This is a genomic window from Thermophilibacter sp. ZX-H3 (assembly GCF_052599055.1).
In genome coordinates this window covers 29,883-54,551 of sequence record NZ_JBQXES010000004.1, presented here as the reverse complement: position 1 = coordinate 54,551, position 24,669 = coordinate 29,883, and the positions used below count along the sequence as shown (strand labels likewise).

Here is a 24,669-nt window from a genome sequence, read left to right as displayed (position 1 = left end):
GGCGTGCTCCGTTGCGAGTATCCTAGCAGAGGAAAACCGCGGCGAAGGGACTCCCATGACCTATGACTTCACGACCATCCTCGACCGTGCCGGGCATGACGCGCTCGCACTCGACGCCATCGGCGCGCCGGGCTCCGGGTATCCCGCGCCTGACGAGGGCTTCGACCCCATCCCCATGTGGGTTGCGGACATGAACTTCCCCGTGGTGCCCTCCATCACGCGCGCCATCGAGGAGCGCCTCGCGTACCCCACCTTTGGCTACTTCCGCCCGAGCGATGCCTACTACCAGGCCATCATCGATTGGCACCGCGACCGCAAGGGCGTGTGCGACCTCGAGCCGCGCCACATCGGCTATGAGAACGGCGTGCTCGGCGGCGTGGTCTCCGCGCTCACGGCCTTTGCGGCGCCGGGGGACCCGGTGCTCGTGCACAGCCCCACGTACGTGGGGTTCACCCACAGCCTTGAGGACAACGGCTTCAAGATCGTGCACTCTCCGCTCGTGCGCGACGCGGACGGCGTCTGGCGCATGGACTTCGAGGACATGGAGCGCCGCCTCTCCGAGGGGCGCATTCACGTGGCGATCTTCTGCTCGCCGCACAACCCCTGCGGGCGCGTGTGGGAGCGCTGGGAGGTCGAGCGTGCGATGGAGCTCTTCCGTGCCCACGACTGCGTGGTCATCTCCGACGAGATCTGGTCCGACATCGTGCGCCCGGGGCACGCGCACGTCCCCACGCAGTCCGTCTCCGATGACGCGCGCGAGCGCACGATCGCGCTCTACGCGCCGAGCAAGACCTTCAACCTCGCGGGGCTCATCGGCAGCTATCACGTCATCTACAGCGACTACCTGCGCGACCGCGTTGAGTCCAAGGGCGCCAAGCCCCACTACAACTCGATGAACGTGCTCTCGCAACATGCGCTCATCGGCGCCTATAGTTCCGAGGGCCGCGCATGGGCCGACGAGCTCAACCAGGTGATCGCCGGAAACGTGGACTGGGCGTGCGACTTCATCGAGCACAACCTCCCCGGCGTGGACGTCTTCCGGCCGCAGGGCACCTACATGCTCTTCCTTGACTGCACGCAGTGGTGCGAGAAGAACGGGCGGGACATCGAGGACCTCCTGCGCGCCGGCTGGCACGTGGGCGTCTACTGGCAGGACGGGCGCGCCTTCAACGGGCCCTGCCACATTCGCATGAACCTGGCGCTGCCGCTCTCCCGCGTGCAGGAGGCCTTCGGGCGCCTGGCCGAGCACGTCTTCTGAGCGTCCGGGCTCCCCCGGCGGCGCTCCGCCCGGGGAGCCTAGGCCTTTACGCGGCCCGACCCCTCGGGGTCCTCGACCTTCTCGCCCACGCGCTCGAGCTCATGGCGGACGGCGCTCTGCATGAACTCGGACTTGGTGATGCCAAGTCGCTTGATCGCGCGGTCCACCGCAGCGATGTGAGGGCCGGGGATGTCAAAGGTCCACATGGCCCGGTCCTCCAGGTAGAGGCGCGGCGGCCCGTACTCGATGGGCCCGTCAAAGTGGATGGGGTTGCCGTCGTCATCGATCCACGACCCGTCCTCGAAGGGGCGGGCCATGCGGTCAAAGTCCTCGCTCGTCAGTCCGGTCAGCTCGTAGATCTCCTCGTCCGTCAGCGACATGTCCTACTTCTCCCTCCAAAGCGCTCGCAGCTCTTTGAGCATCTTATCGCTCGGCGGCGTCATGGCATGATAGACGAGCCAGGTTGAGGGACCGATGCGCTGGGCGACCATCTCGAGGAGACGCCCCCTTCCGTCTTGCCCTATTGCGACTTGGCGAACCGTCCCGTCGTCAATTCGGGGTCTGGAGAGAAAGGCGTTCTTCCAGGCACTGCAAACATCCTCGGCCAGAATCTCGGGATGACGCTTGTGGACGCGGTCGTGTACCTCGACGTGCTCTACTGGCCATACGCTCATTTCTGATTGTATCAATCTGAGATGGGTTGCCGTGCGCCGCTTTCCCCCTTTGCGCATTGTTGTCTCCCTACGCGATGGCCCCCGTCGCAAACGACTCGTCGACCTCCCTCTGGAAGCGCAGCGTGACGCGGTTCTCGTCATCGGAGACGCCGGATGCGTAGAGGAGCAGGTCGTTGGCCGTGGAGACGAGCGGGCGCACGGCGAGCTCGGCGGCCTGGCGGGCGATGAGCGGAACCGCCCAGGGATGCGGCTTGGGCGAGAGGTGCAGCGTGATGCCGCTCGTCACGATGCCCCCCTTGAAGGGAACGAGCGTGAGGAGCATGAGCGAGGGGATGTGGTGGACGTGGGAGTCGGCCGGGTCCTGTGACGCCCCCACCACGAAGAGGCGGTCCTGGTTCATGTAGATGGCGCGGTCTGCGTCCGCGTCCACGACGGTGAACATGTCGCGCAGCGCATGGCGCCAGGGGCGTGCCACCTCGAGCTGTCGTTCGCTGAGTCCGAGCGGGTTCTCCCGCACGAAGTCGTCCACGAGCGCCCGGTGCTTCCAGAGCTCCTCGGAGACCCTCCCGCCGTTCTCGTAGAGCATGCACGGGTCTCCGGGGCGGGCCCTCAGCCTCTTGGGGCTGATGACGTGCAGCCGGTTGTTGGCATAGACGAGAAGTGCGTTCATCGTGGAGTAGAAGAGCCTCGAGTCGTCCTCGTCCATGTGGGAGTAGGGGGCACGTGCCTCGAGGAGGACGTCTCCTACGGTCTGCTGCCTGCGCATGGGAACCTCCTTCGATCGGGTGCGAAGGAGCCTACCAACTTTGGCGCGCGAGTTGTCTTCCCACTTGCTGACGCGTTGCTGCTGGACGAGGTCGGGGGCCTCGCCCGGCTGTCAGGGCGAGGGGAGAAGTTCGTGGGCGGTCGCGCTAGCGCGGCGAGCGGGCGCTGTCTCGCAGCCTGTCGTCGATGAGGCGCCAGGCCTCGTCGTTTTTGTCACGAAACGCCTCGGGATCGGAGCCGAAGTTTGGGGGCATGGGGCCTCGATAGGGAACAAAGCCCAGCTTGCGATACATGCCACAGGCAACCCAGCTCTCCGTCTGCGTGGTGAGGTAGAGGGATGGCTCGCCCGAGGGGACGAGCTCGTCGTAGAGGGCGATCGTCCGGAGCATCAGCGCGCGGGCGAGGCCGCGGCGCTGATGGGCGGGGTCCACCCCGACCCAGTGCACGCGCAGGCGCGGCTCGCCGAAGTGGTCGCCTCGCCAGAGCGAGCTCGTCCCCGCAAGGGCGCCGGCCCCATCGACCGCGAGGATCATCTGGCGCCTGAGGGCGACGGGGTCCGACTCGTAGGTGCGCTCGAAGTACGCGAGCCCCTCCTCATATGACGGCAGCTGGCCGAGAAGGACGTGCAGCCGCACCCATGGCTTGCGAAAGCGTGGCTCCCAGGCGGCGAAGCGGTAGCCCGTCGGCAGCGTGACGTCGGCTACGGGCTCGTGGGGGCCGAGCGTCATCATCACGGGGATGTGGGGCACGCTCGTGTCGAGTACGGTCATGGGGCCTCCTCAATGTCACCGGCGTCGGGCTTGCGCCAACGGCGTCATGTGCCAACGGCGTCAGGTTTATTTGGCACGCCTCTTGCGGCGTGCCAAATAAACCTGACGCCGTTGGCACATGACGCCGTTGGCACGCCTGCCTCCCTTGCACGGAAACCATTTTCTGACAGAATATCCTGTCACCCCTGTCAGGCTTTCCCCATGTCGCCCTAAAGAAACGAGCGGTCGCGTCGGAGCAGGTGGCGCTTGGCGAGCGAGAGCGAGGCCGCGTAGAGAACGACGATGGCCGCAAGCAGGGCAAAGTATCCCAGCGGGAGCGGGGCGAGGTCGAGTGCGGCGCCGAGGGGCGTGAAGGGGAGCGCGGTGGACAGGCCGACTCCAGCGAGCCCGAGGGCCGTGAGTCTCCCTGAGGCCCGGCTCTCGATGAATGACCTGCGCTGCGTGCGAATGAGATGCACGGCGAGCGTCTGCGTCCACATGCTCTCGACGAACCACCCAGCCTGGAACGTGGCTACGAAGATCGTCTTGCCCGCCCCGTCGAGCGCCGTCCAGGGGCCGCCCGCGACTCCGGGACACACGACGAAGAACAGCGCCGCGAAGGTGATGACGTCGAAGGCGGAGCTGATGGGCCCCACGAAGATCATGAACCGGCGGATGGAGCGACCGTCCCACCTCCGCGGCACCGCCACGAGCTCGTCGTCGACGCGGTCCCATGGCAGGGCGGTGCAGGTGACGTCGTAGATCAGATTGAGGAGCAGCAGCTGGACGGCGGTCATGGGGAGAAACGGCAGCAGCGTGGCGGCGACGAGCACGGAGAGGATGTTCCCGAAGTTGGAGCTTACGGTCATCTTCACGTACTTTGCCATGTTGGCGAGCGTCCGGCGCCCGCAGACGATCCCGCGCTCGAGGACGAGAAGATCCTTCTCGAGGAGAATCAGGTCGGCCGCCTCGCGGGCCACGTCCACCGCGGAGTCAACCGAGATGCCGCAGTCCGAGGACGCCATCGCGGCGGCGTCGTTCACTCCGTCGCCCATGAACCCCACGGCATGCCCCCTTGCCCTGAGGGCGCTGACAACCCGTGCCTTCTGTGCCGGTGAGAGCTTCGCGAAGATCGTCGCGCGTTCGGCGCGCTCGGAGAGCTCCTCGTCTCCCAGGGCTGCGACGTCAGCTCCCGTGAGCACGTCGTCCGTCGGGATGCCGAGCGTGCCGCACACGTGTGCGGCGACGCGCGCGGAGTCGCCCGTGAGGACCTTCGTCGAGATGCCGTGCTCGGCTAGCGCAGCGACGGCCGCGGCGGCACTTCTCTTGGGAGGGTCAAGAAAGGCGAGGTAGCCAACGAGGACCATGTCCTTCTCGCCCTCCTGGGCGAGCCCGCCCGCCTCGGGCGAGCCCTCGCGCACGGCCACGCCGAGGACCCTCATGCCTTGGTCGGCGAGGGACGCCGCCCGTTGCATAATCGCGTTTGCGAGCTCGGGGGCGAGAGGGACGGCCTCCCCCCTCACCTGCGCCTCGGCACAGGCCTCGACGACCTCCTCGATCGCGCCCTTGCAGATGAGGAGCCCCGGTCCAGTTTCGTCATCGACCACGACGCTTACGCGCCGCCGCTCGAAGTCGAAGGGCAGCTCGTCGACAAGTGCGTATCGGTCGCACAGCCCCTCGGCCGAGGGATCGACCTCGAGGGTCCGACGAATGATCGCGGAGTCGACGAGGTTCTTCATGCCCGTGCCGAAGAAGCTGTTCATGAACGCGGCGCGCAGCACCTCCACGTCATCCTCGCCAAGGACGTTGAGGTGGCGCTCGAGGACGACGCGGTCCTCGGTGAGCGTGCCGGTCTTATCGCAGCAGAGAACGTCAACGGCTCCGAGGTCGCTTATCGCGTCGAGCCGCTTGACGATGACCTTGTCGCGCGAGAGGTCGACCGCCCCTTTGCCCAGGCAGCAGGTGACGAGCACGGGAAGCATCTCCGGCGTGAGCCCCACGGCTACGGAGAGGGAGAAGAGCAGGGCGTCCACCCAGTCCCCCGTGGTAACCCCCGAGATGAGTGCGACGACGGGAACCATGACGAGCATGAGGCCCACGAGCAGGCGGCTCGTTGTTGCGACGCCCTCGCCGGACGCCGTTGCGCGGTCGCGCGCGACGCTCGATGAGAGCTCCGTCGCGGCCTGCCCGATGAGGGTGGACGTGCCCGTGGCCACCACGACGCCGACCCCGCTGCCAGAGATCACGCTACTCCCCAGGAAGAGGAGGTCGTCGAGATCGGTCACCGCGGCGTCGGAGGGAATCGGGCCGTCGAGCTCGTGGTGCTTCTCGACATCCAGGGACTCGCCCGTGAGGGCGGACTGGCTTACGAAGAGATCCCGCGAGGCAATGAGGCGCAGGTCGGCGGGAACGAGGCTCCCGGAGGAGAGATGGACGACGTCGCCCACCACCACCTCGTCAAGCGACACCTCCACGCGGCCGACGTCCGCGCGCTCGACGGTGCAGGTGGTCTCGATCATCTCGGCGAGCGCCGCGGCGGCGTTGTCGCTGCGCTCGCCCTGGACGAGTCTCAGCATGCCTGAGACCAGCACCATGACGGCGATGATGGCGGGCGTGGTGAGGTCGCGCGCCCCGGACGTGGCAAAGACCCAGTCCGTGAGCACGGAGACGATGGCGATAAGGACGAGGATGCCCGTGAAGGGGTCAAGGAACGCGGCGGCTGCGCGCCGGGGGAGCGACGGCCGCTCGGCGTGGCCGAGGCGGTTCTCGCCCCAGAAGGCGCGCATGGTCTCCACCTCGTCAGGGGAGAGGCCGCCATCGCGGGTGCCGAGCTCGTCGAGCAGGCGGGCGGGCGACGCTTTCGCCACGTGGCGCAGCCAGTCCGATCCGGCGGCGTTTGGGGTGGGGCTGTTGACGGTACGGGCGCGTGCGAGGGCACGCGAGAAGAGGGTGGCCAGCAGCATGGTGCCACCTCACAATCCCGGGATACGAGAAGGGCCGCTCACGCGGCCCGTGGGAGTGCTTCTTGAGCGTGCGCTACGCGCGTCGGCGCCAGCCGTCCCGACCGGCAGGCGCCTCTCCCATGGACCTTGGTGCATCGTGACTGTGACTATCGCTCATGGGAAAACCACCTCCCTTGGGTCTGGGCGCGTGCCCGTCTCTCCTAGCTCTGGTCAGTATGCCCGATTTCTCCGCGCCTCACAAGGAGGGGCGGTGAGACAGGGCCGTGCAGAGGGGACAGGCACTTTCGCACGGGCATGCCCGTGCGAAAGTGCCTGTCCCCTCTGCACGGTCAGCCTGACGCCGGTGGCACGAGCCTGACGCCGGTCCCCCCGCACGGCTACATCGTGTGCGTGGAGAAGATCGGCTCGTCCTCCCACCAGACGACGTCGTCGCCGGGCGCCTCGAGCGTGGCGGGGACGTCGATGAGCCGCTGGTTGGACGAGCCGCGGAAGCGCAGCGTGATGTCGTGGAGGTCCTGCACGAAAGGCCCGTCCACGAGGACGTCCAGCGTGTCGAGCAGGCGGTCCGTCACGTCTCCGAGGTTCCAGGCGCCGCCGGGGCGCAGCTGGTCCCAGGTGTGGCCCGAGAAGAGCCAGATGGACTTGTCGCCCCCAAAGCGCTCGCGCACCGCCTCGAGAAAGCCCACGAGCCCCTGCTGGTTTTCCGGCTCCATCGGCTCGCCGCCCAAGATGGTGAGGCCGCCCACGTAGGGCACGTCGAGCGAGTCCATGATCTTCTCGGCAACCTCCTGGGTGAAGGGCTCTCCGGCGTCGAAGTCCCACGCCTCCTCGTTGAAGCAGTTGGGGCAGTGTAGGCGGCACCCGGAGACGAAGAGCGTGGTGCGCACGCCCGGTCCGTTTGCGATGTCGCAGTACTTGATGTTCGCGTAGTTCATGGGTGCTCGCCTTCCGATTCAAAGGGGCGGCGCTGGTCGTGGTCCGCCCGATACTCTTTCACGTGATCGATGCGCCCGTCCGAATCAAAGTGGATTCGAGAGATTCCGTCAAAGATGTAGCTCTCTTCCTCTGTGGCGGAAAACGTCCACGACACAAAGAAAGTCTCTCCATCCGAGTCGGACTCGACTGAGTGGATGTTCCACGCTGTGACCGTCTGGCGAGCAAGCATATGGTCAATCCAGCGGTGCAGCTCGTTGGTACCCACGTATACCGGACCGTAGCACTCCTCGTACACACAACCCAACGAGAAGAGTTTGTCAAAGCGCGAGAAGTCACGCCGCACCCACATGGCGAAGTACTCGGCGATGGCCTGCTCGAACGCATTGGCATTCAAAGACTTCAGGTCGCCTGGCATGGGATGTTCTTTCAGGAACCGGTCTACCGGAGTGGGGGCGCCAGGCGAGAAGAGCGTGTTCTCGGGAACGAGCTGACAGAAGAGCTCAACGATGCTGCGGTCTACGCGAGCTGGAAGAAGGCCGTCATCTTTGGGATCGAAGAGATGCTCGTGATGGGCAATTCGATTTCGACAGATGCCTATGGAACGAATCGCGGAGTCGAGCGTGGCACGGTTTGTGCCAGCTGGCCAAGCATGGTGCAGATAGGGAATCCAGAGCGCTCGCTCATGGGCCTTGTCAGTCAGGTGCGCCCAAAACCCAAAGGATAGGTTCGCAATCGTTGAGTCAGGGCCGAGCCTGCCTCTTGACCCGCGGCCTGCCTCCGCAATCAGACTTCGGTTAAGAGCGTTTGCATCAAACGGAACGCCCGCTCGCGTGCGTCGAGGTATGCTGACGTTGACGGGGGAGGATGAATCAAAAATCCAGTGGTCCTCGCCGTTCCAGCGCTCTCCTATGACACGGTCATAGGCGTTGCGAAGAGCGATCTCGAAGTGGCCGATGTCTTTCAGGAGGACGAGGCAAAGGTCGCTGTTCCATTCATAGAGGCGCATCGCCTCGTCTCTGTTGCCGTGGCGCCGGCTAAGATATGTTGCCAGCCGAGGTTCGGAGAGCCACTTTTCGATCCATGCGCTGCTGTCAGGGTTGCCGACCGTCGATTGATTCATGGCCCTCCCTCCTGGTCAATAGATACGAAAATGCCCCGGTGACATGGAAACCAGCGGTCATCACGGGGCTTGCGAGCTCAGTATAGCACCTTGCCCACCGAGAAGAACCGAAGGGACGCGGCCGGGCCAAGGTCCACGTGCCACACCTAGATAACGCTGCGCGCAGGACCCGAGGATACGGTCCCGCGCGCAGTTCTTGCGCAGCAAGCTGTTTGAGCACGGGGCCGTATCCTCGGGTCCCGCCGGACAGGCCTACAGGTGCAGCACGCGGTCCTTGATCTCCTCGGTGCGGCCCTGGTTCCAGAACTGGGTGCCGATGTAGCCGCACGTCCTTCTCGCCACGTTCATCTTGGACTGGTCGCGGTTGTGGCAGTGCGGGCACTCCCAGACGAGCTTGCCGTCGTCCTCCACGATCTGGATCTCTCCGTCGTAGCCGCACACCTGGCAGTAGTCGCTCTTGGTGTTGAGCTCGGCGTACATGATGTGGTCGTAGATGTACTGCATGACGGAGATGACGGCCTCGAGGTTGTCCTGCATGTCCGGCACCTCCACGTAGGAGATGGCGCCGCCGGGGGAGAGGCGCTGGAACTCGGACTCAAAGCGCAGCTTGGTGAAGGCGTCGATCGGCTCGGTCACGTGGACGTGGTAGCTGTTGGTGATGTAGCCCTTGTCCGTGATGCCCGGGATGATGCCAAAGCGGCGCTGCAGGCACTTGGCGAACTTGTAGGTCGTGGACTCGATCGGGGTGCCGTAGAGCGAGTAGTCGATGTTCTCGGCGGCCTTCCACTCGGCGCACTTGTCGTTCATGCGCTGCATGACGGCAAGCGCGAACGGCGTGGCCTCCTTGTCGGTGTGGCTGTGGCCGGTCATGGCCTTGACGCACTCGTAGAGGCCCGCGTAGCCGAGGCTGATCGTGGAGTAGCCGCCGTAGAGGAGCTTGTCGATCGTCTCGCCCTTCTTGAGGCGCGCGAGGGCGCCGTACTGCCAGAGGATCGGCGCGGCGTCGGAGGTGGTGCCGAGCAGGCGCTCGTGGCGGCAGCGCAGGCCGCGGTGGCAGAGCTCCAGGCGCTCGTCGAAGATCCTCCAGAACTCGTCCATGTCGCCCTTGGCGGAGAGCGCCACGTCAACGAGGTTGATCGTCACGACGCCCTGGTTGAAGCGGCCGTAGTACTTCGGCTTGCCCGGCTCCCAGTTGCCCGCGTTGGACACGTTGTCATAGCCGTTGCCCGAGCGGTCGGGCGTGAGGAAGGAGCGGCAGCCCATGCAGGTGTAGCAGTCGCCGTTGCCCTCGGTCTCGCCCTTGGAGAGCTTGAACTCCTTCATCTTCTTCTCGGAGATGTAGTCCGGCACCATGCGCTTGGCCGTGCACTTGGCCGCGAGCTTGGTGAGGTAGAAGTACGGGGTGCCCTCGCGGACGTTGTCCTCCTCGAGCACGTAGATGAGCTTCGGGAAGGCCGGGGTGATCCAGACGCCCTCCTCGTTCTTGACGCCCTGGTAGCGCTGGCGCAGCATCTCCTCGATGCACATGGCGAGGTCGGCCTTCTCGCGCTCGTTCTTGGCCTCGTTGAGGTACATGAAGACCGTGATGAACGGCGCCTGGCCGTTGGTGGTCATGAGGGTGACCACCTGGTACTGGATGGTCTGCACGCCGCGCGAGATCTCCTCGCGGACGCGACCCTCGACGATCTCGGAGATCTTCTCCTCGCCCGGATCAACGCCGATGGCCGCCATCTCGGCCTCCACCTGGCGGCGGATCTTCTGGCGCGAGACGTCGACGAAGGGTGCGAGGTGCGTGAGCGAGATGGACTGGCCGCCGTACTGGCAGGAGGCCACTTGGGCGATGATCTGCGTGGCGATGTTGCAGGCGGTGGAGAAGCTGTGCGGGCGCTCGATGAGCGTGCCGGAGATCACGGTGCCGTTCTGCAGCATGTCCTCGAGGTTCACGAGGTCGCAGTTGTGCATGTGCTGGGCGAAGTAGTCCGAGTCGTGGAAGTGGATGATGCCCTCGTTGTGGGCCTCGACGATGTCCGCGGGGAGCAGCTCGCGCATGGTGAGGTCCTTGGAGACCTCGCCGGCCATGTAGTCGCGCTGCACGGAGACGACCGTGGGGTTCTTGTTGGAGTTCTCCTGCTTGACCTCCTCGTTGTTGCACTCGATGAGGGCGAGGATCTTGTCGTCGGTCGTGTTCTTGTGGCGCTTCTGGTTCTGCACGTAGCGGTAGATGATGTACTTGCGGGCCACCTCGAAGTGGTGCAGGCCCATGAGCTGGTCCTCGACGAGGTCCTGGACCTCCTCGACGGTGACGGTGTGGCCGGCCTCCATGCACTCGTCGGTGACGTTCAAGGAGGCGAACTTGATCTCGCGCTCGGTGAGGCGCTCCTCCGCGGGGACCTCGCTGTTGGCGGCGCGGATGGCGTTCTCGATCTTGGAGATGTCGAAGGTGACCTCCGAGCCGTTGCGCTTGATGATCTTCATGGCCGTCCCTCTCGCTTTCCTCGTGGGCGCCGCCCAGCTCGGCGCGTATGTCCTCGTAGTTGTGCACGGACTACTATGGCACAACTGGTGGTGGTGTGGCATTAACAAAAACACAAGATATTGTTGACAACCAGTCGAAATGCTGTCGATAAGCCATATCCGTGCAGGTAGGCAAAACGCGTCAGGAAAAAGCATTGGCTCAAATTGACATTGATGTTTCTGTGAGCGGGACGGCGAGCGGCAGGCACCGGCCAAGGAGTAGAGTTCTCTGACAGAGGAGACGGGTGACGGGCGTCCCGGCGCCCCGTCACGAGAGCACGGGAGGGGCCACATGAATTTCTCCAGGCGACTTGACCTGTTCGGCGACGAGGTGTTCGCGGCGCTCAACGCGCGGCGGCGCGCGCTCGAGGCGGAGGGGCGGCGCGTGTACGACCTCTCCGTGGGCACGCCCGACTTCGAGCCGCCGGCGCATGTGGTCGAGGCGCTGCGCGAGAGCGCGGCGGACCCCGCCAACTGGAAGTACTCGCTGCACGACAAGGACGAGCTTCTCGCCGCCGTCTGCTCCTACTACGAGGACCGCTTCGGCGTGGCGGGCGTGACGCCCGACATGGTCATGAGCTGCCGCGGCACGCAGGAGGGCCTGGGCTACGTCTGCGCCGCGCTCGCCGACCCGGGCGAGGTCGGCCTCGTGCCCGACCCGTGCTATCCCGTCTTCCAGAACGCCACGCTGCTCGCCGGGGCCCGTCCCGCCTACTATCCGCTCACCGCCGAGCACGACTTCCTGCCGCGCCTCTCGGAGGTTCCGGCGGAGGTCGCCGACGCCGCCAAGTACCTGATCCTCTCGCTTCCCGCCAACCCCGTGGGCTCGGTGGGCACGCCGGAGGTCTACGAGGAGGCGATCGCCTTCGCCCGCGCGCACGACCTTGTCGTGATTCACGACAACGCGTACTCCGACATCGTCTTCGACGGCGAGCCGGGCGGATCCTTCCTGGCGTATCCCGGCGCGGCCGAGGTGGGCGTCGAGTTCCTCTCGCTCTCCAAGTCCTTCAACGTGACGGGGACGCGCCTGTCCTTCCTCGTGGGTCGCCCCGACGTGGTGGCGGCCGCGCGCAAGCTCCGCGGCCAGGTGGACTTTGGCATGTTCTACCCCGAGCAGGACGCTGCTATCGCGGCGCTCACGGGCCCGCGCGACTCCGTTGAGCACCAGCGCCTGCTCTACCAGGAGCGCCGCGACGCCCTCTGCGACGGCCTCGAGGCAATCGGCTGGGAGCGCCCCAACGCCCACGGCTCGATGTTCGTGTGGGCGCGCATCCCGGGCGGCGGGACCGACTCGATGGCCTTCGCGCTCGAGCTCATGGAGCGCTCCGGCGTGATCGTGACCCCGGGCGCGAGCTTTGGCCCCTCGGGCGAGGGCTATGTCCGCATGGCGCTCGTGATGCCGCCCGACGAGCTCCGCGAGGCCGTGGCCGCCATCGCCGCGGCGGGGATGTGACGCGCGTGGGCGAGAAGAGCCTCGGCCCCACGCCCGCCGCACGCGGTTCTTGGGCTACGCCGGCCCCGATCCGTGCCGCCTTCTTCGACGTGGACGGCACGATGCTCAGCCTCTCGCAGGACGCCGAGCCCGCCTCCACGCGCGAGGCCATCCGCCGGCTCGCCGAGGCGGGCGTCATGCCGATCCTGGCCACGGGGCGCACGCACTACCTGCTCGACAAGGTCGACCTCGCCGACTTCAAGGTGTTCGTGACCTTCAACGGCCAGCTCGTCGAGGTGGGCGGGCGCACGGTGCACTCCAACCCGCTCGACCCGCGCGACGTGGAGACGGCGGTGCGCCAGACGCAGGCCGGCCTCTACAACTGCCTCTTCATGGAGCGCGGCCGCATGTACGCGCACGCCGAGGACGACCGCCTGCGGGAGATGACCGAGCTCACGCACAACCACTACGAGGCGGGCGACGTCGAGCAGGCCCTCAGGAACGACGTCTACCAGCTGAACCTCTTCGTCGACCCCGGCGAGGAGCGCGTCCTTCTCGACCAGACGCGCCACTGCAAGGCCACGCGCTGGTCGGACGTCTTTGCCGACGTCATGCCGGACTCCGGCGGCAAGGACGTGGGCGTGCGGATCGTGATGGAGGAGCTGGGGCTTGCGCCCGAGGAGTGCGTGGCCTTCGGCGACGGCGGCAACGACGTGGACATGTTCCGCGCCGTGGGGACGTCCGTGGCCATGGGCAACGGCAACGACGAGGCGCTCGCCGCCGCGACGTACGTGACCGACCACGTCGACGACGACGGCATCTGGAACGCCTGCGCCCGCCTCGGCCTTCTGTAAAAAGGGGACGTGTTTTCTCTCTCAGAGAAAACGGGACAGGTCTTGGCGGGAGCGCGGAAACCTGTCCCAAATTTGCTGCAAGAAAAAACACGTCCCAAAATGACGGACAGAGAGGGGAGCTGGATGAACGGGATGGAGTTCAGGGACCTCGTGGCGGCGTCGCGGACCTATCGACGCTTCAGCGACCGCCAGGTGGGCAAGACGGTGCTCGAGGGGCTCGTCGACGCGGCGCGCCTCGCCCCGTGCGGCAACAACATGCAGGCGCTGCGCTTCCGCGTGGTCGGGGAGCGCGACGCGTGCGACGCCGTGTTCGGCCACCTGCGCTGGGCGGCGCTCTATCGGGACTGGGACGGGCCCGCCCCGGGGGAGCGCCCGCACGGCTACGTGATCATCTGCCTTCCCGCCCAGCTTGCGGACAATCCCGTCCGCCTCATCGACGTGGGCATCGCGGCGCAGACGATGGCGCTCGCCGCCTGTGCGCGGGGCCTCGGCTGCTGCATGATCCGCAGCTTCGACGCGGGCCTCGCCGAGGAGCTCGCGCTGCCGGAGGAGCTCGTGCCCGCCCTCGTGCTGGCCGTGGGCGGACGCGGCGAGAAGGTCCTGCTCGAGGGCCCGGACACCGAGCACGGCCTCGCCTACTGGCGCGAGCCCGACGGTACCCACTGCGTGCCCAAGCTGCGGCTGGAGGACCTGCTCGTCTAGAGGGCCGTGCCGACAGGGTCGCATAACCTGACAAAATCGGCGAGATTTAGCCAAAAATGTCGGGTTATGCGACCTGGGCTCCGCTACCTGGCTCCGTCCAGGCGCTCCTCGAGAACGGGCCAGAGCGCGATGGGCCCCAGTACGACCAGGGTGGCGAGCGTGGCGAGAAGGACGTAGAGCTGCTGGATCATCGAGGGCCCCTTTCTCCGGTTTGCTGGGACCATTGTCCGGCGCCGGTCGACGGGGTGCCATCGCGCAAGGTTGCGTGCGCCTTATGCTTTCGCAAGGTTTCGGCGAAGGGCCGCTCCGAGGCTAGATTCCCAGCGCGTCCAGGATGTCCGTGACGAGGGGCATGGCCAGCTCGCAAGCGCCCCGGAAGAAGCCCCAGAGGAGAAGCATCCTGACCCAGGGGCCAAGCGCGCGAAAGGCCGTGACGAACCTCGTCCAAGCTCCGCGCCGCCCGCGCTCGGGGCCCTTTCCGCGCGCGAGGTCGAGGGCCTCGCGGTACGCATAGATGTCATGCTCCTCCTGCCAGGACTCGAGCGCGGCGTCGACCATGGTGAGAAGCAGGGCAAAGGGCAGCGTGGCGAGAAGGACGATGGGCCCCCAGAGCCTCGAGCCAACGACCATCACCAGGATGAGAAGCCCGACGCCGACCCACACCACCCACTCGAGGGCCAGCATCGCGCGGGCCTCCCAGGACTCGACCCTCTCGCGCATCTCGGGGAGGTCGCCCTTCACGAGGGAGTCTATCGAGACGTCGAAGAGGGCGCTCATGAGCATGAGGCTCTGGGCGTCGGGGTAGGTTCTCCCGCACTCCCAGTTTGAGATCGTGTTGCGCGAGACGTAAAGCCTCCGCGCAAGCTCCTCCTGCGAGAGGCCGCGCTCCGTTCGATGGCGTCTAATCTGGTTGGAGATGTCCACGGCAAGCCCCCTCTCCTCGGCCTCAAGCGTAGGAGAGGGGGCCGTCTTCCGCTGCCAAAAGTCTTGTGCAGGCCGCCTGCCGGCGAAAACGCGCCTCTGGGATGTTCCCTAGGCGAAGGCGCGATGGAGGCGCGAGCGTCCCTCGGCGTCGGTGAAGGCGATGATCTTGTCGCCCGCGGCGAAGCGGGTGCCCCCCTTGGGGACGATGATGTCGCCCTCGCGGTCGATGGCAACGAGGATGGTCTGGCCGGGCAGCTCGACGTCGCGCAGCGCCTCGCCCACGACGCGCGAGCCGGGCCGCACCTCCACGCGCACGACGGCGTGGCCGTCCTTGCCAAGGCGCAGGATCGTGAAGACGTCTTTCAGGTCGAGCCCCTCCTGCACGGAGCGCGCGAGGATGTCCGCCTGGTTGATGCCCACGTCGACGCCCATGGACTCGTTGAACATCCAGGCGTTGGCCGGATCGTTCACGCGCGCCACCACGCGGCTCACGTTGTACTCCATCTTGGCGAGGGTGGAGACCACGAGGTTGACCTCGTCAGAGCCCGTCGCCGCCACCACGACGTCCGCGTGGAGGATGCCGGCGCGCTCGAGGGTGAGCGGGTCGGCGCCGTTGCCGAGGATGATGTCGCGCTCGCCGAACTGGTCGCGCAGGCGGGGCACGAGCCCCTTGCGGGACTCGATGATGCGGATGCGGTAGCCGTCCTCGGCGAGCAGCGCCGCGAGATGGGTTCCGGTCTTCCCGCCGCCAACGATGATGATGTCCATGGCCCCTCCTTACGCGCTCGTGCCGAGCATGTAGCGGAACTTCGCCGAGGCGCTCGACGCCACGGCCGCGTAGACGACGTCCCCGTGCTCAAGGACGGTCCCCAGGGTGGGGATGAAGGTTTCGTTGTTGCGCGACACCGCCACGACCTCAACCTCGCCGATGGCCGTGACCTCGCGCACGGGGCGCCCCTCGAGAAGGGCCGGGACGTCGCTGCGCACGAGCTGGACGTCCCCCGACCCAATCTCCAGCACCGTGTCCATCTCCTGGTAGGTGATGAGCTCGCAGGCGTGGCGGATGCCCCAGTCGGTGGTGGAGATGGTCTGGATGCCCAGGCGGCGGTACGTCTCGGCCTTGCTGATGTCATAGAGCCGGGCGATCACGCGCGGCACGCGGTACGTCCCGCGGGCGATGCGCGCGATGACGACGTTGGCCTCGTCGGATGAGGTGCAGGCGATGACGGCGCTCGCGCGCTCCACCCCCGCCTCAGCGAGGACCTCCCGGTCAAACCCCACGCCGACCACGCGCCTGCCGGCAAAGCCCTCGTCGAGCTCGTCGAGCTCCTCGGCGTCGCGGTCTATGACGGTGACGTCGTGCCCCTGGCGGCTCAGGCGCTCCGCGAGCCCGCGTCCCATGTGGCCCGCGCCCACTACGATGACGTTCATGGCACTACCTCCCCTCGGCGCCCTCGCGGCGCCGCTTGACGTGACGGAACAGGGCCTTCCTGGCCTCCTCGATCGCGAGCACGAGCGGCGGCAGGCAGCAGAGGAACGCGTAGTCCCAGGCCCCGAGCGGGCTCGTGTGGAACACCGCCTGGAAGGGCGGGAAGAGCGTTATGAACACGATAAGGCAGATCTCGAAGACGATGCCGACGTTGATGTGACGGTTGGAGAAGAGCCCTCGCGAGAAGACCGAGGCGGTCTCGGTGCGGCAGTTCAGGACCTGGCCGATCTGGGCGAACACGATCGCCGCGAGGCACATGGTCGTCGCGCGCACGTAGACGGGGTCGAGGTCGGCGCCCACGCCGAACATCTCGGCTCCCGGCGCCCACCCGGCCTCCAGCTGCGCGAAGAGGTAGGCCGCCATGGAGACCACGCCGCCCATGAGCCCGTACCAGAGGAAGGCCTTGCGCATGAGCTTGCCCGTGAGCAGGGGCTCCTTGGGGTCGCGCGGCGGGCGGTCCATGACGTCGGCCTCCGGAGCCTCGCACCCCAGGCCCAGAGCCGGCAGCATGTCCGTGCCGAGGTCGATGGTGAGGATCTGCATCGTGGTGAGCGGCAGCGGCACCGCGCCGCCGGAGAGCAGGTAGACGGCCGAGGGCACGGCCTCGGGCATGTTGGAGTTCAGGATGTAGAGCATGAACTTGCGGATGTTGGCGTAGACCGCGCGGCCCTCCTCGATGGCGTGGACGATCGAGGCGAAGTTGTCGTCGGTGAGGACCATGTCGGCGGCCTCCTTGGCCACGTCGGTGCCCGTGACGCCCATGGCCACGCCGATGTCGGCCTTCTTGAGGGCGGGGGAGTCGTTTACGCCGTCGCCCGTGACGGCCACGATCTCGCCCATCTGCTGGAGGTTCTCGACCACGCGGAGCTTCTGCTCGGGCGCCATGCGGGCGAAGACCACCTCGCCGGAGAGGGCCTCCTTGAGCTCGTCGTCGCTGATGCGCTCGAGCTCCACGCCCGAGAGGACCCGCGGCCGCTCGCCGCGCACGATGCCGATCTTGCGCGCGATGGAGACGGCGGTGAGGCCGTAGTCGCCGGTGATCATGATGACGCGGATGCCGGCGCGCCGGCACTGCTCCACGGCGTCGGCGACCTCGGGGCGCGGCGGGTCCTGCATGACCTCGAGGCCCACGAAGACGAGGTCGCGCTCGATGTTGTCCGGCTCGTAGGCGCTCACCGAGCGCGGCAGCGTCTCGTCGTCGGCGCGCAGCGGGCGATAGGCCACGGCAAGGACGCGCAGGCCCTCGGCGGCGTAGGAGTCGTTGGCCGCCGCGATCTTCTCGCGCAGCTCGTCGGTCATGGGGACGGTCTGCTCGTAGGCGCGGCAGCGGGTCGAGAGGCGCAAGATCTCGTTCGGGGCGCCCTTGACGAAGGCCACGCGTCGCGCGCCGTCGAGCGGCTCGGGCAGCTGGTGGATCGTCGTCATGCGCTTGCGGCGGCTCTCGAAGGGAAGCTCGCGCACGCGCGGCCACGCCCGCTCCTGCTCGGCGGGGTCCACGCCCGCCTTCTGGGCGGCCACGAGCAGGCACGCCTCGGTGGGGTCACCGAGCACGGTGTAGCGCCCGCCCTCCTCCTCGGGCGGGAGCAGGCGCGCGTTGGAGCAGAGCGCCCCGCCGGTCACGAGCAGGCGCAGGTCGTCGTCGTAGGCGGCCTGCATGCGGTGGCCCGCCACGCGCACCTCCCCCTCGGGCCCGTAGCCCACGCCCGTGACCTCGTACTCGGCCGTCACGGCCCAAAGGCGCCTCACTGTCATCTCGTTCTGCGTGAGCGTGCCCGTCTTGTCCGTGCAGATGACCGAGCACGACCCGAGCGTCTCCACGGAGTTGAGCTTCTTCACGAGGGCGTTTCTCTTGCTCATGCGCTGGACGGCCATGGCGAGCGAGAGCGTCACCGTGGGAAGGAGCCCCTCGGGGATGAAGGCCACGACCATGCCGAGGGAGAAGATGAAGGCCGCCGCGAACTCGCTTCCCACGAAGAGCTGGTCGAGGGCGAAAAAGCCCACGCCCATGCAGGCCGCGAAGACCGTGATCTGCTTGGTCGTGCGGTTGAGCTGCAGCTGCAGCGGGCTCTCGGCCTCCTCCATGTTCTGCGTGAGGTGCGCTATCTTGCCGAACTCCGTGTCCATGCCGATGCGCGTGACCACGACGCGCCCGTTGCCCTCCGAGACCGAGGTCCCCGCAAAGACGAGGTTGGGCGTCTCCGCCTGCGTGAGGTCCTCCTCGAGCACGGCGTCCGCCGTCTTGCGCACGGGGTTGGACTCGCCGGTGAGCGTGGACTGGTTGACCTGCAGGTCGCTCGCGCGCACCACGCGGGCGTCGGCGGAGATCTTGTCGCCCTCCGCGAGCACCATCACGTCGCCGGGCACGAGGTCCTCGGCGAGGATCTTCTGCTCCCGGCCGTCGCGGATGACGGTGGCGTAGGAGGGGAGCATCTTCTTGAGGGCGTCCGTCGCCTTTCCGGCGCGGTACTCCTGCCAGAAGCTGAAGCACCCGTTGATGAGGTTCACCATCCACACGGCCACGCCCAGCTCCGGCAGCCCCGCCACGAAGGCGATGATTCCCGCCGCCCACAGGAGGCATGCCATGAGGTGGGTGAAGTTGGAGAGAAACGCCAGGACCGGGGACTTCCTCCTCTCGGTCTGGATGAGGTTCTTGCCCTGCCTTGCCTGACGGGCCTCGGCGTCGGCCTGCGTGAGCCCCGCCGCGGAGGTCCCCAGCGCCGAGAAGACCCTGTCCGCCGTGAGCCTCTGCACGGCGACGGGCTGCGTCTGACCGTTGGCCATCATCGCGCCCTCCCTACTCGCTGCTGTCGTACGCGGCTAGGGTAGGTCAGCGCGCGGGGGCTGCCCGCGACGGCCGTGCATACGGTCAAAATGTCACGCCTCAAGCATAAAGACCCTGTTAAGAGAGGGTGCAACGGCATAAAGACCGCATTAACGCCGCAGGTGGGGCGGCCTGACGGAGATGACGGGCCGTCAGGAGGAGCGGAGCAGGCGATAGCCCACGCCCACGTGGGTCTGGATGAGGCCGTCCGCCCCGGCGCGGGCGAGCTTCTTGCGCAGGGACGCCATGAGCACGCGAAGCGACGCGAGGTCCCCCACCTGCCCCTCGCCCCAGGCGTGCTCGAGCAGGTACTGGTGGGTGAGGACCTTGTCGGCGTTTCTGGAGAGAAGGACGAGCAGCCGGTACTCCATGGCCGTGAGGCGGAGCTCCTCCCCGCTCACGCGGGCGATCCCGGCCGCGTAGTCGATCGTGAGCCCGCCGTTCTCGAAGGTGGGCGACTCGGGCGGGCCGGGCTCGTGGCTCGCGCGGCGAAGCGCCACCCTCACGCGGGCGAGAAGCTCGCCCACCGAGAAGGGCTTCACGAGGTAGTCGTCCGCACCGGCGTCGAGGGCGCCGATCTTGTCCGCGTCCTCCGCGCGCGCGGAGACCACGATGATCGGGAGGCCCTGGGACCAGGTGCGCACCCGCCTGACGACCTCGATGCCGTCCGCGTCCGGGAGGCCCAGGTCGAGCAGGATGACCCGGGGCGAGAGCTCGGCCGCGCATGAGATGGCCTCCTGCGCCGTCCCGGCCACGGCCACCTGGGCCCCGTGCGACTCGAGCGCGGTGCGGACGAGGTTTGCGATCGCGGGGTCGTCCTCCACGACGAGCACGAGCGCGGATTCGCGTGGGGCGTCAGACATCGGGAACCTCCTCGGCGGGAAGGGAGAGGACGAAGACGGAGCCGTGGGGCCTCCGGTCGCGGACGCGGATGCCGCCCCCGTGGGCCCGCGCGACGGCCCGGCAGACGGAGAGGCCGAGGCCCGCGCTGCGGGTGCCGTCGGGCAGCGTGCCCGAGCCGCTGTGGAAGGCCTCGAAGATGCGGTCCTTCTCGGAATCCGGGATGCCCGGGCCGTCGTCGGCCACGCAGAGCTCGACGCTCGCGCCCGAGCGCGCGGCGAAGACCGTGACGGCGCAGCCGGCCGGCGTGTGGGCCACGGCGTTGTTGACCAGGTTCACGAGCGCCTGCACCACGAGCGACGGGTCGGCGCGCACGAGCAGGGGCCCCTCGGGCGGCTCGAAGCGCACGGGGTGCGCGGGGTCGGCCGCGGCGTGTCGCAGGGCCTCCTCGACGAGGTCGTCCACGAGCTCCACGTCCGCGAGCGGGCGCACCCCTCCCTCCTCGAGGCGCGTGACCGTGAGGAGGTTCTCCACGGTGTCGCGCAGCCAGCGGGCGTCGTCCCGGATCCCGGCGAGCAGGCGGCCGCGCGCCGCGTCGTCGAGCGACGGCCCCGCCTCGAGAAGGACGTCCGCGGTGCCCGCGATCGAGGTGAGCGGCGTGCGCAGGTCGTGCGAGATGGAGCGCAGGAGGTCGGCTCGGGTCCTCTGGTCGCGGGCGCGCACCGCCTCCTCCTCGCGCTGCTCGAGGGCGTCCACGCGGTCGAGCGCAAGGGCCACGAGCCCGCAGACGGAGCCCCAGAGGTCGCGCTCCTCCGCCGAGAGGCCGGCTGCGGGGACGACCCCCGCCACGCCGTGCGGGCACGTCGCGGGGCCGACGGGCCGGTAGAGCCCGGATGCCGAGCCAAAGGCCGGCGTCCCGGCCCCGGCGGGGGCGCCGTTTGCGAGCGCGCGCAGCGCGACCGCGCCCTCCTCCACGACCGACGAGCCGTCTGCCGAGAAGAACGTGGGCTCGCCGAGCCCGCGCCCGTCGCCGGCGGTCGGGTACCAGGCGAGCGAGCGGCCCAGCGTCCCCGTGGCGGCCGTGGCCATGGCGGCGATGACGTCCGCCCCCGCGGTGCAGTCCTGGAGGCGCTGGGAGAGGTCGAGCAGGGCCTGGGTGCGCTCGCGGGCCGCCTCCGCCGCGCGGGCCTGGAGGCGCAGGCGGGCGGCGAGGTGCCCCGCCACGAGCGCCACGACGAACATCACCGCGAAGGTCCCGGGCATGGCGGGGTCGAGCGCCGCGAGGGAGAGCGTCGGCGCGGCGAAGAAGAAGTTGAAGGCGAGGACGGACAGCGCGGAGGCGGCGAGGCACCACGGCCCGCCCGGCGTGGCGAGCGCCACGCCGATGACGGCGAGCACGTAGGTCACCACGACCGTGGCCTCCTGGAGGCCCGCCGCGCGCCACGCCGCCCCGAGCAGCGTGGCGCCCGCGAGCAGGCCCGCGGTCACGAGGAGCGACGCGAGGGGGCCGTCCCTCCGCAGCACCGGGATCACTCGCTCACGAGCTCGGTGATCTGGAGGTCGAGCCCGCTCGCCTCGAGGGCCTCGCGCCCGCCGAAGACGCAGACGCCGCGCGGCGCGCCCTCGTCCGCGAGGGCGGCGGCGAGCCCGCGCAGGCCCTCGGCCGTGGCCGAGAGCTCCTGCTCGCGCACGGCGTCGCGCCAGCCGGCCGGGCGCCCGTCGAAGCGCGCCGCGTCCTGGCGCCGCGCGAGCTGGCGCGGCTTCAGGGGGGCGTCGTGCGCCGCGACGGTGGCCACCACGTAGCCGTCCAGCTCCTCGGGGGTCGGCTCCCAGCCGGCGAGCCATGCGGCGGCGGCGTCGTAGCGGGCGAGCGTGGCGTCCACGGACGGGTCGCGGAACGACCAGAAGAGCGTGAGGCCCTCCGTCGAGCGCTTGAACCCGCAGCCGTAGGCCCCGCCCTTCACGCGGACCTCGTTCCAGAGGTAGTCGTAGGAGAGGGCGCGCGCGGCGACGGCCCACTGGCCCGGGGCTCCGGCGTCCGCGGCGGAGCGCCCGGACGCCCGCGTCACGTAGCATACGGGCGACGGGATGACGAAGCCCTCGTTCCTCGGCTCGGGAGTCGGGATCGCAAGGGCGTGCGCCACCTCGCCCGCGCGGGCGAGGCCGAGCGTCCCGCCCGCCTCCCAGAAGCGCGCGCGGTCGTCGGCGGAGCCCGTGAAGCTCACGGTCACCTCGTCGGCGGTGAAGACGCGCGCCGCCAGCGCCGAGAGGCGCCCCGGGAGCTCGGGCGAGAGCTCGTCCCAGCGTGCGAGGAGGTCGCGCAGGAAGAGGTAGTAGTCCAGGCCGCCCATCCGGCTCGACGCCACGGCGGCCGCCGAGAAGTACGTGTTGGCGCGCTGGCTCGCCGCCGCGTGCCCCGAGCCCACGAAGTACTGCTCGAGGGCCACCTTGCGCTGCGTGAGGATGTCTCGGATGCGCCCGAGGTCCTCGAAGCTCGTCTCGCCCCAGACCTCCGAGGGGAGCGTGGCGAGCGACCCCACCTTCTCGGAGAGCGCCGAGGCGCCCACCACGAGGCGCGGGGCGGCGAAGGAGAGGTCGTCGTCGCGCGTGGCGGTCTCGCAGAAGAAGTCGAGGCTCCCGAGGTTCGTCTCAACGAGGGTGTCGAGGTCGGAGGCCGTGTGGCGTGCCGTGTCGAGCCGGCCCAGGAGGTCGGTGAGCACGCCCGCCCAGGAGAGCTCCTCCAGGGGGAGGCGGCGCAGGTCAAAGTAGTGGTAGACGTAGTCGATGCCGTGGGTGTCCAGCTCGTGGGCCACGCAGGGCAGGGGCGCCTCCACCTCGAGCGGGGCGGGCTCGGGCGCGGGCGGCTCGATGTCGGCGGGCGTGAGCTGCGGGAGCGTGGCGAGCGCCTCGGGCGCGTCCGGCGCCTCCTGCTCGGCGCGCAGCGCCGCGACCTCCGCGCGCACGGCCTCCAGGTCCTTCTCGCCCATCCCCGCGCGCAGGCGCGCGAGCTCCGCGGCCTCCTCCGCGTCGTCGCCCTCCTCAACCGGGACGAGCTCGACCTCGGCGGCGTGCCCGCTCTCGCAGACGAGCTCGCGCAGGAGCCGCTCGAAGTAGCCCTCGTCGAGCCCGCGCTTGAGCTCGGCGAGCGCGTCCTCGTAGCGCAGGTAGTCGAGGGCGCGATCGTCGTCGTAGAGCCAGCCGGAGAGCGCGGCTATGGAGAGCGCCACGCCGTCGGGGTAGCCCCCGAAGTCGCCCTCGCGCAGGTTGAACTCCGCCTGGGCGAGCGAGGCCTCGAGCTTGTCGCGCGGGATGCCGCCCTCGACGAGCTCGGCGCACGTCTCCTCCACGAGCGCGCGGAACCTCTCGCCCGCGCCCTCGCGCAGGCCCCGCAGGATGAGGAGCGCGTGCGGCTGGAGCACGCCGTCCACGAGGATGGCGGAGAAGTCGTCGGCGAGCCCGGCGTCGAGCACCCGGCGCTTGAGCGGCGCCTCGTTGGAGCCGCAGAGCGCGTCGAGCAGGATGTCCGCTCCGAGGACGCGCGTGCGCTCCGCCGCGGTGCCCACGACGTAGGCGAGCCCGACCGAGGAGTTGGAGGGGGCGGTCGCCATCTCGAGGGTCGTGCGCTCGGCGCGCACCGGCGCCTGGAGCTCGAGCGGGTTGGGCGCGCCGGCCCCGCGCCGCGCGGCCCCGCGGAAGCGCTCGTCGATGAAGGCGAGCTCGCGGTCGATGTCGAGGTCGCCGTAGAGCACCGTGTAGCTGTTGGGCAGGGAGTAGTGGCGCGCGTGAGCGTCGAGGAAGGCCTCGTAGGTGAGCGACGGGATGGCGCGCGGGTTGCCGCCGGACTCGTGCCCGTAGCAGGTGTCGGGGAAGAGCGCGCGGCCGACGGCCTGGTAGAGGGTATCGTCAGGGTCGGAGAGCGCGCCCTTCATCTCGTTGAACACCACGCCGTTGTAGCTGAGCGAGCCGTCGTCAGCCACCTCGAGGTGCCAGCCCTCCTGCTCGAAGATCCGCGGGCGCCGGTAGATGGCCGGGTGCAGCACCGCGTCCAGGTAGACGCCCATGAGGTTCTCGAGGTCGGCCACGTTGGTGGAGGCCACGGGGTAGACCGTCTTGTCGGGGAAGGTCATGGCGTTGAGGAAGGTCTGCATGCTCGTCTTGAGCAGGTTGACGAAGGGCTCCTTGACCGGGTAGCGGTCCGACCCGCAGAGCACCGAGTGCTCGATGATGTGGAAGACGCCCGTGTCGTCGGCCGGGGGCGTCCTGAAGCCGATGGCAAAGGCGCGGTTCACGTCCGCGCAGGCAAGCCAGAGCACCCGCGCGCCGGTGGCGTCGTGGCGCATGAGGTAGGCGTGGCCGGAGATCTCGGGCAGGCGCTCGACGCCGGTGACGGTGAACCCCGCGTGACGCGTGCCGACGGCGAGCGCGGGGTCCGCCGCGAGAAAGTCCTTCTCGCTCATGGTTCCTCCCTTGTCGTTTTCTCTCAGCTGAGCATAGCGCAGGAGGCCGTTCCGCTTGCGTCAGGTTTGTTTGGCGCGCCGCCATGCCACTGGCGTCAGGTTTGTTTGGCACGCCGCTATCGGCGCGCCAAACAAACCTGACGCCAGTGGCATGGCGGCGCGCCAAACAAA

The 24,669-nt window shown here is 68.4% G+C and carries 19 protein-coding genes; 4 read left to right on the top strand and 15 right to left on the bottom strand.

Annotation, left to right across the window (positions count from 1 at the left end; all coding sequences use genetic code 11):
* The first annotated feature begins 55 nt into the window (after window positions 1-55).
* The gene (locus ACULPM_RS02770; RefSeq protein ID WP_445331761.1) at window positions 56-1,258 is read left to right on the top strand and encodes a MalY/PatB family protein; all 1,203 of its coding nucleotides are present in this window, start codon (window positions 56-58) and stop codon (window positions 1,256-1,258) included.
* A 38-nt stretch (window positions 1,259-1,296) separates the two neighbouring features.
* Here the strand turns inward: ACULPM_RS02770 and ACULPM_RS02765 are convergent, their stop codons facing one another.
* The 8 genes from ACULPM_RS02765 to nrdD all read right to left on the bottom strand — a co-directional run bounded on the left by ACULPM_RS02765 (window position 1,297) and on the right by nrdD (window position 10,940).
* Window positions 1,297-1,638, bottom strand: a complete 342-nt coding sequence (locus ACULPM_RS02765) for a hypothetical protein (RefSeq protein WP_167929981.1) — start codon at window positions 1,636-1,638, stop codon at window positions 1,297-1,299.
* A 3-nt stretch (window positions 1,639-1,641) separates the two neighbouring features.
* A complete protein-coding gene (locus ACULPM_RS02760; RefSeq protein ID WP_206109001.1) occupies window positions 1,642-1,989 on the bottom strand; it encodes a hypothetical protein in 348 nt (115 codons plus the stop codon).
* A 10-nt stretch (window positions 1,990-1,999) separates the two neighbouring features.
* Window positions 2,000-2,698 carry a hypothetical protein gene (locus tag ACULPM_RS02755; RefSeq protein WP_445331762.1) on the bottom strand — a complete coding sequence of 233 codons (699 nt, stop codon included), beginning with the start codon at window positions 2,696-2,698 and terminating at the stop codon, window positions 2,000-2,002.
* A 145-nt stretch (window positions 2,699-2,843) separates the two neighbouring features.
* On the bottom strand, window positions 2,844-3,467 hold the full coding sequence (locus ACULPM_RS02750) for a GNAT family N-acetyltransferase (protein WP_445331763.1): 624 nt from the start codon (window positions 3,465-3,467) through the stop codon (window positions 2,844-2,846).
* 209 nt (window positions 3,468-3,676) lie between these two features.
* The gene (gene mgtA / locus ACULPM_RS02745) at window positions 3,677-6,409 is read right to left on the bottom strand and encodes a magnesium-translocating P-type ATPase (protein WP_445331764.1); all 2,733 of its coding nucleotides are present in this window, start codon (window positions 6,407-6,409) and stop codon (window positions 3,677-3,679) included.
* Window positions 6,410-6,786: 377 nt separating this feature from the next.
* On the bottom strand, window positions 6,787-7,344 hold the full coding sequence (gene nrdG, locus ACULPM_RS02740) for an anaerobic ribonucleoside-triphosphate reductase activating protein (RefSeq protein WP_445331765.1): 558 nt from the start codon (window positions 7,342-7,344) through the stop codon (window positions 6,787-6,789).
* The gene (locus ACULPM_RS02735; RefSeq protein ID WP_445331766.1) at window positions 7,341-8,465 is read right to left on the bottom strand and encodes a nuclear transport factor 2 family protein; all 1,125 of its coding nucleotides are present in this window, start codon (window positions 8,463-8,465) and stop codon (window positions 7,341-7,343) included. Before ACULPM_RS02735 ends, nrdG begins: the two co-directional genes overlap by 4 nt.
* Window positions 8,466-8,717: 252 nt before the next feature.
* Window positions 8,718-10,940: an anaerobic ribonucleoside-triphosphate reductase gene (nrdD, locus tag ACULPM_RS02730; RefSeq protein WP_445331767.1), complete on the bottom strand. Its 2,223-nt coding sequence runs from the start codon at window positions 10,938-10,940 to the stop codon at window positions 8,718-8,720.
* 331 nt (window positions 10,941-11,271) lie between these two features.
* On the opposite strand from nrdD, the gene ACULPM_RS02725 reads away from it, so the two are divergent.
* The 3 genes from ACULPM_RS02725 (at window position 11,272) to ACULPM_RS02715 (ending at window position 13,967) form a co-directional block, all read left to right on the top strand.
* On the top strand, window positions 11,272-12,432 hold the full coding sequence (locus ACULPM_RS02725) for a pyridoxal phosphate-dependent aminotransferase (RefSeq protein ID WP_445331768.1): 1,161 nt from the start codon (window positions 11,272-11,274) through the stop codon (window positions 12,430-12,432).
* Between the two features lie 5 nt (window positions 12,433-12,437).
* Entirely contained in the window at window positions 12,438-13,265 is an 828-nt protein-coding gene (locus ACULPM_RS02720; RefSeq protein WP_445331769.1) for a Cof-type HAD-IIB family hydrolase, read from the top strand.
* Window positions 13,266-13,364: 99 nt separating this feature from the next.
* Window positions 13,365-13,967 (top strand): nitroreductase family protein, encoded by a 603-nt coding sequence (locus ACULPM_RS02715; RefSeq protein WP_167929973.1) that lies wholly within the window; start codon window positions 13,365-13,367, stop codon window positions 13,965-13,967.
* A 312-nt stretch (window positions 13,968-14,279) separates the two neighbouring features.
* On the opposite strand, the gene ACULPM_RS02710 is transcribed toward ACULPM_RS02715, so the two are convergent.
* The 7 genes from ACULPM_RS02710 to ACULPM_RS02680 form a co-directional block, all read right to left on the bottom strand.
* Window positions 14,280-14,891, bottom strand: coding sequence for a helix-turn-helix domain-containing protein (locus tag ACULPM_RS02710; RefSeq protein ID WP_445331770.1), 612 nt, complete (start codon window positions 14,889-14,891; stop codon window positions 14,280-14,282).
* Window positions 14,892-14,999: 108 nt separating this feature from the next.
* Window positions 15,000-15,659 carry a potassium channel family protein gene (locus ACULPM_RS02705; protein ID WP_445331771.1) on the bottom strand — a complete coding sequence of 220 codons (660 nt, stop codon included), beginning with the start codon at window positions 15,657-15,659 and terminating at the stop codon, window positions 15,000-15,002.
* Between the two features lie 9 nt (window positions 15,660-15,668).
* Entirely contained in the window at window positions 15,669-16,322 is a 654-nt protein-coding gene (locus ACULPM_RS02700) for a potassium channel family protein (protein WP_445331772.1), read from the bottom strand.
* A gap of 4 nt (window positions 16,323-16,326) precedes the next feature.
* The gene (locus ACULPM_RS02695; protein WP_445331773.1) at window positions 16,327-19,161 is read right to left on the bottom strand and encodes a cation-translocating P-type ATPase; all 2,835 of its coding nucleotides are present in this window, start codon (window positions 19,159-19,161) and stop codon (window positions 16,327-16,329) included.
* A gap of 192 nt (window positions 19,162-19,353) precedes the next feature.
* Window positions 19,354-20,064 carry a response regulator transcription factor gene (locus tag ACULPM_RS02690; protein WP_445331774.1) on the bottom strand — a complete coding sequence of 237 codons (711 nt, stop codon included), beginning with the start codon at window positions 20,062-20,064 and terminating at the stop codon, window positions 19,354-19,356.
* Window positions 20,057-21,565, bottom strand: a complete 1,509-nt coding sequence (locus ACULPM_RS02685) for a sensor histidine kinase (RefSeq protein ID WP_445331775.1) — start codon at window positions 21,563-21,565, stop codon at window positions 20,057-20,059. Before ACULPM_RS02685 ends, ACULPM_RS02690 begins: the two co-directional genes overlap by 8 nt.
* A 5-nt stretch (window positions 21,566-21,570) precedes the next feature.
* On the bottom strand, window positions 21,571-24,498 hold the full coding sequence (locus tag ACULPM_RS02680) for an insulinase family protein (RefSeq protein ID WP_445331776.1): 2,928 nt from the start codon (window positions 24,496-24,498) through the stop codon (window positions 21,571-21,573).
* Window positions 24,499-24,669 lie beyond the last annotated feature (171 nt).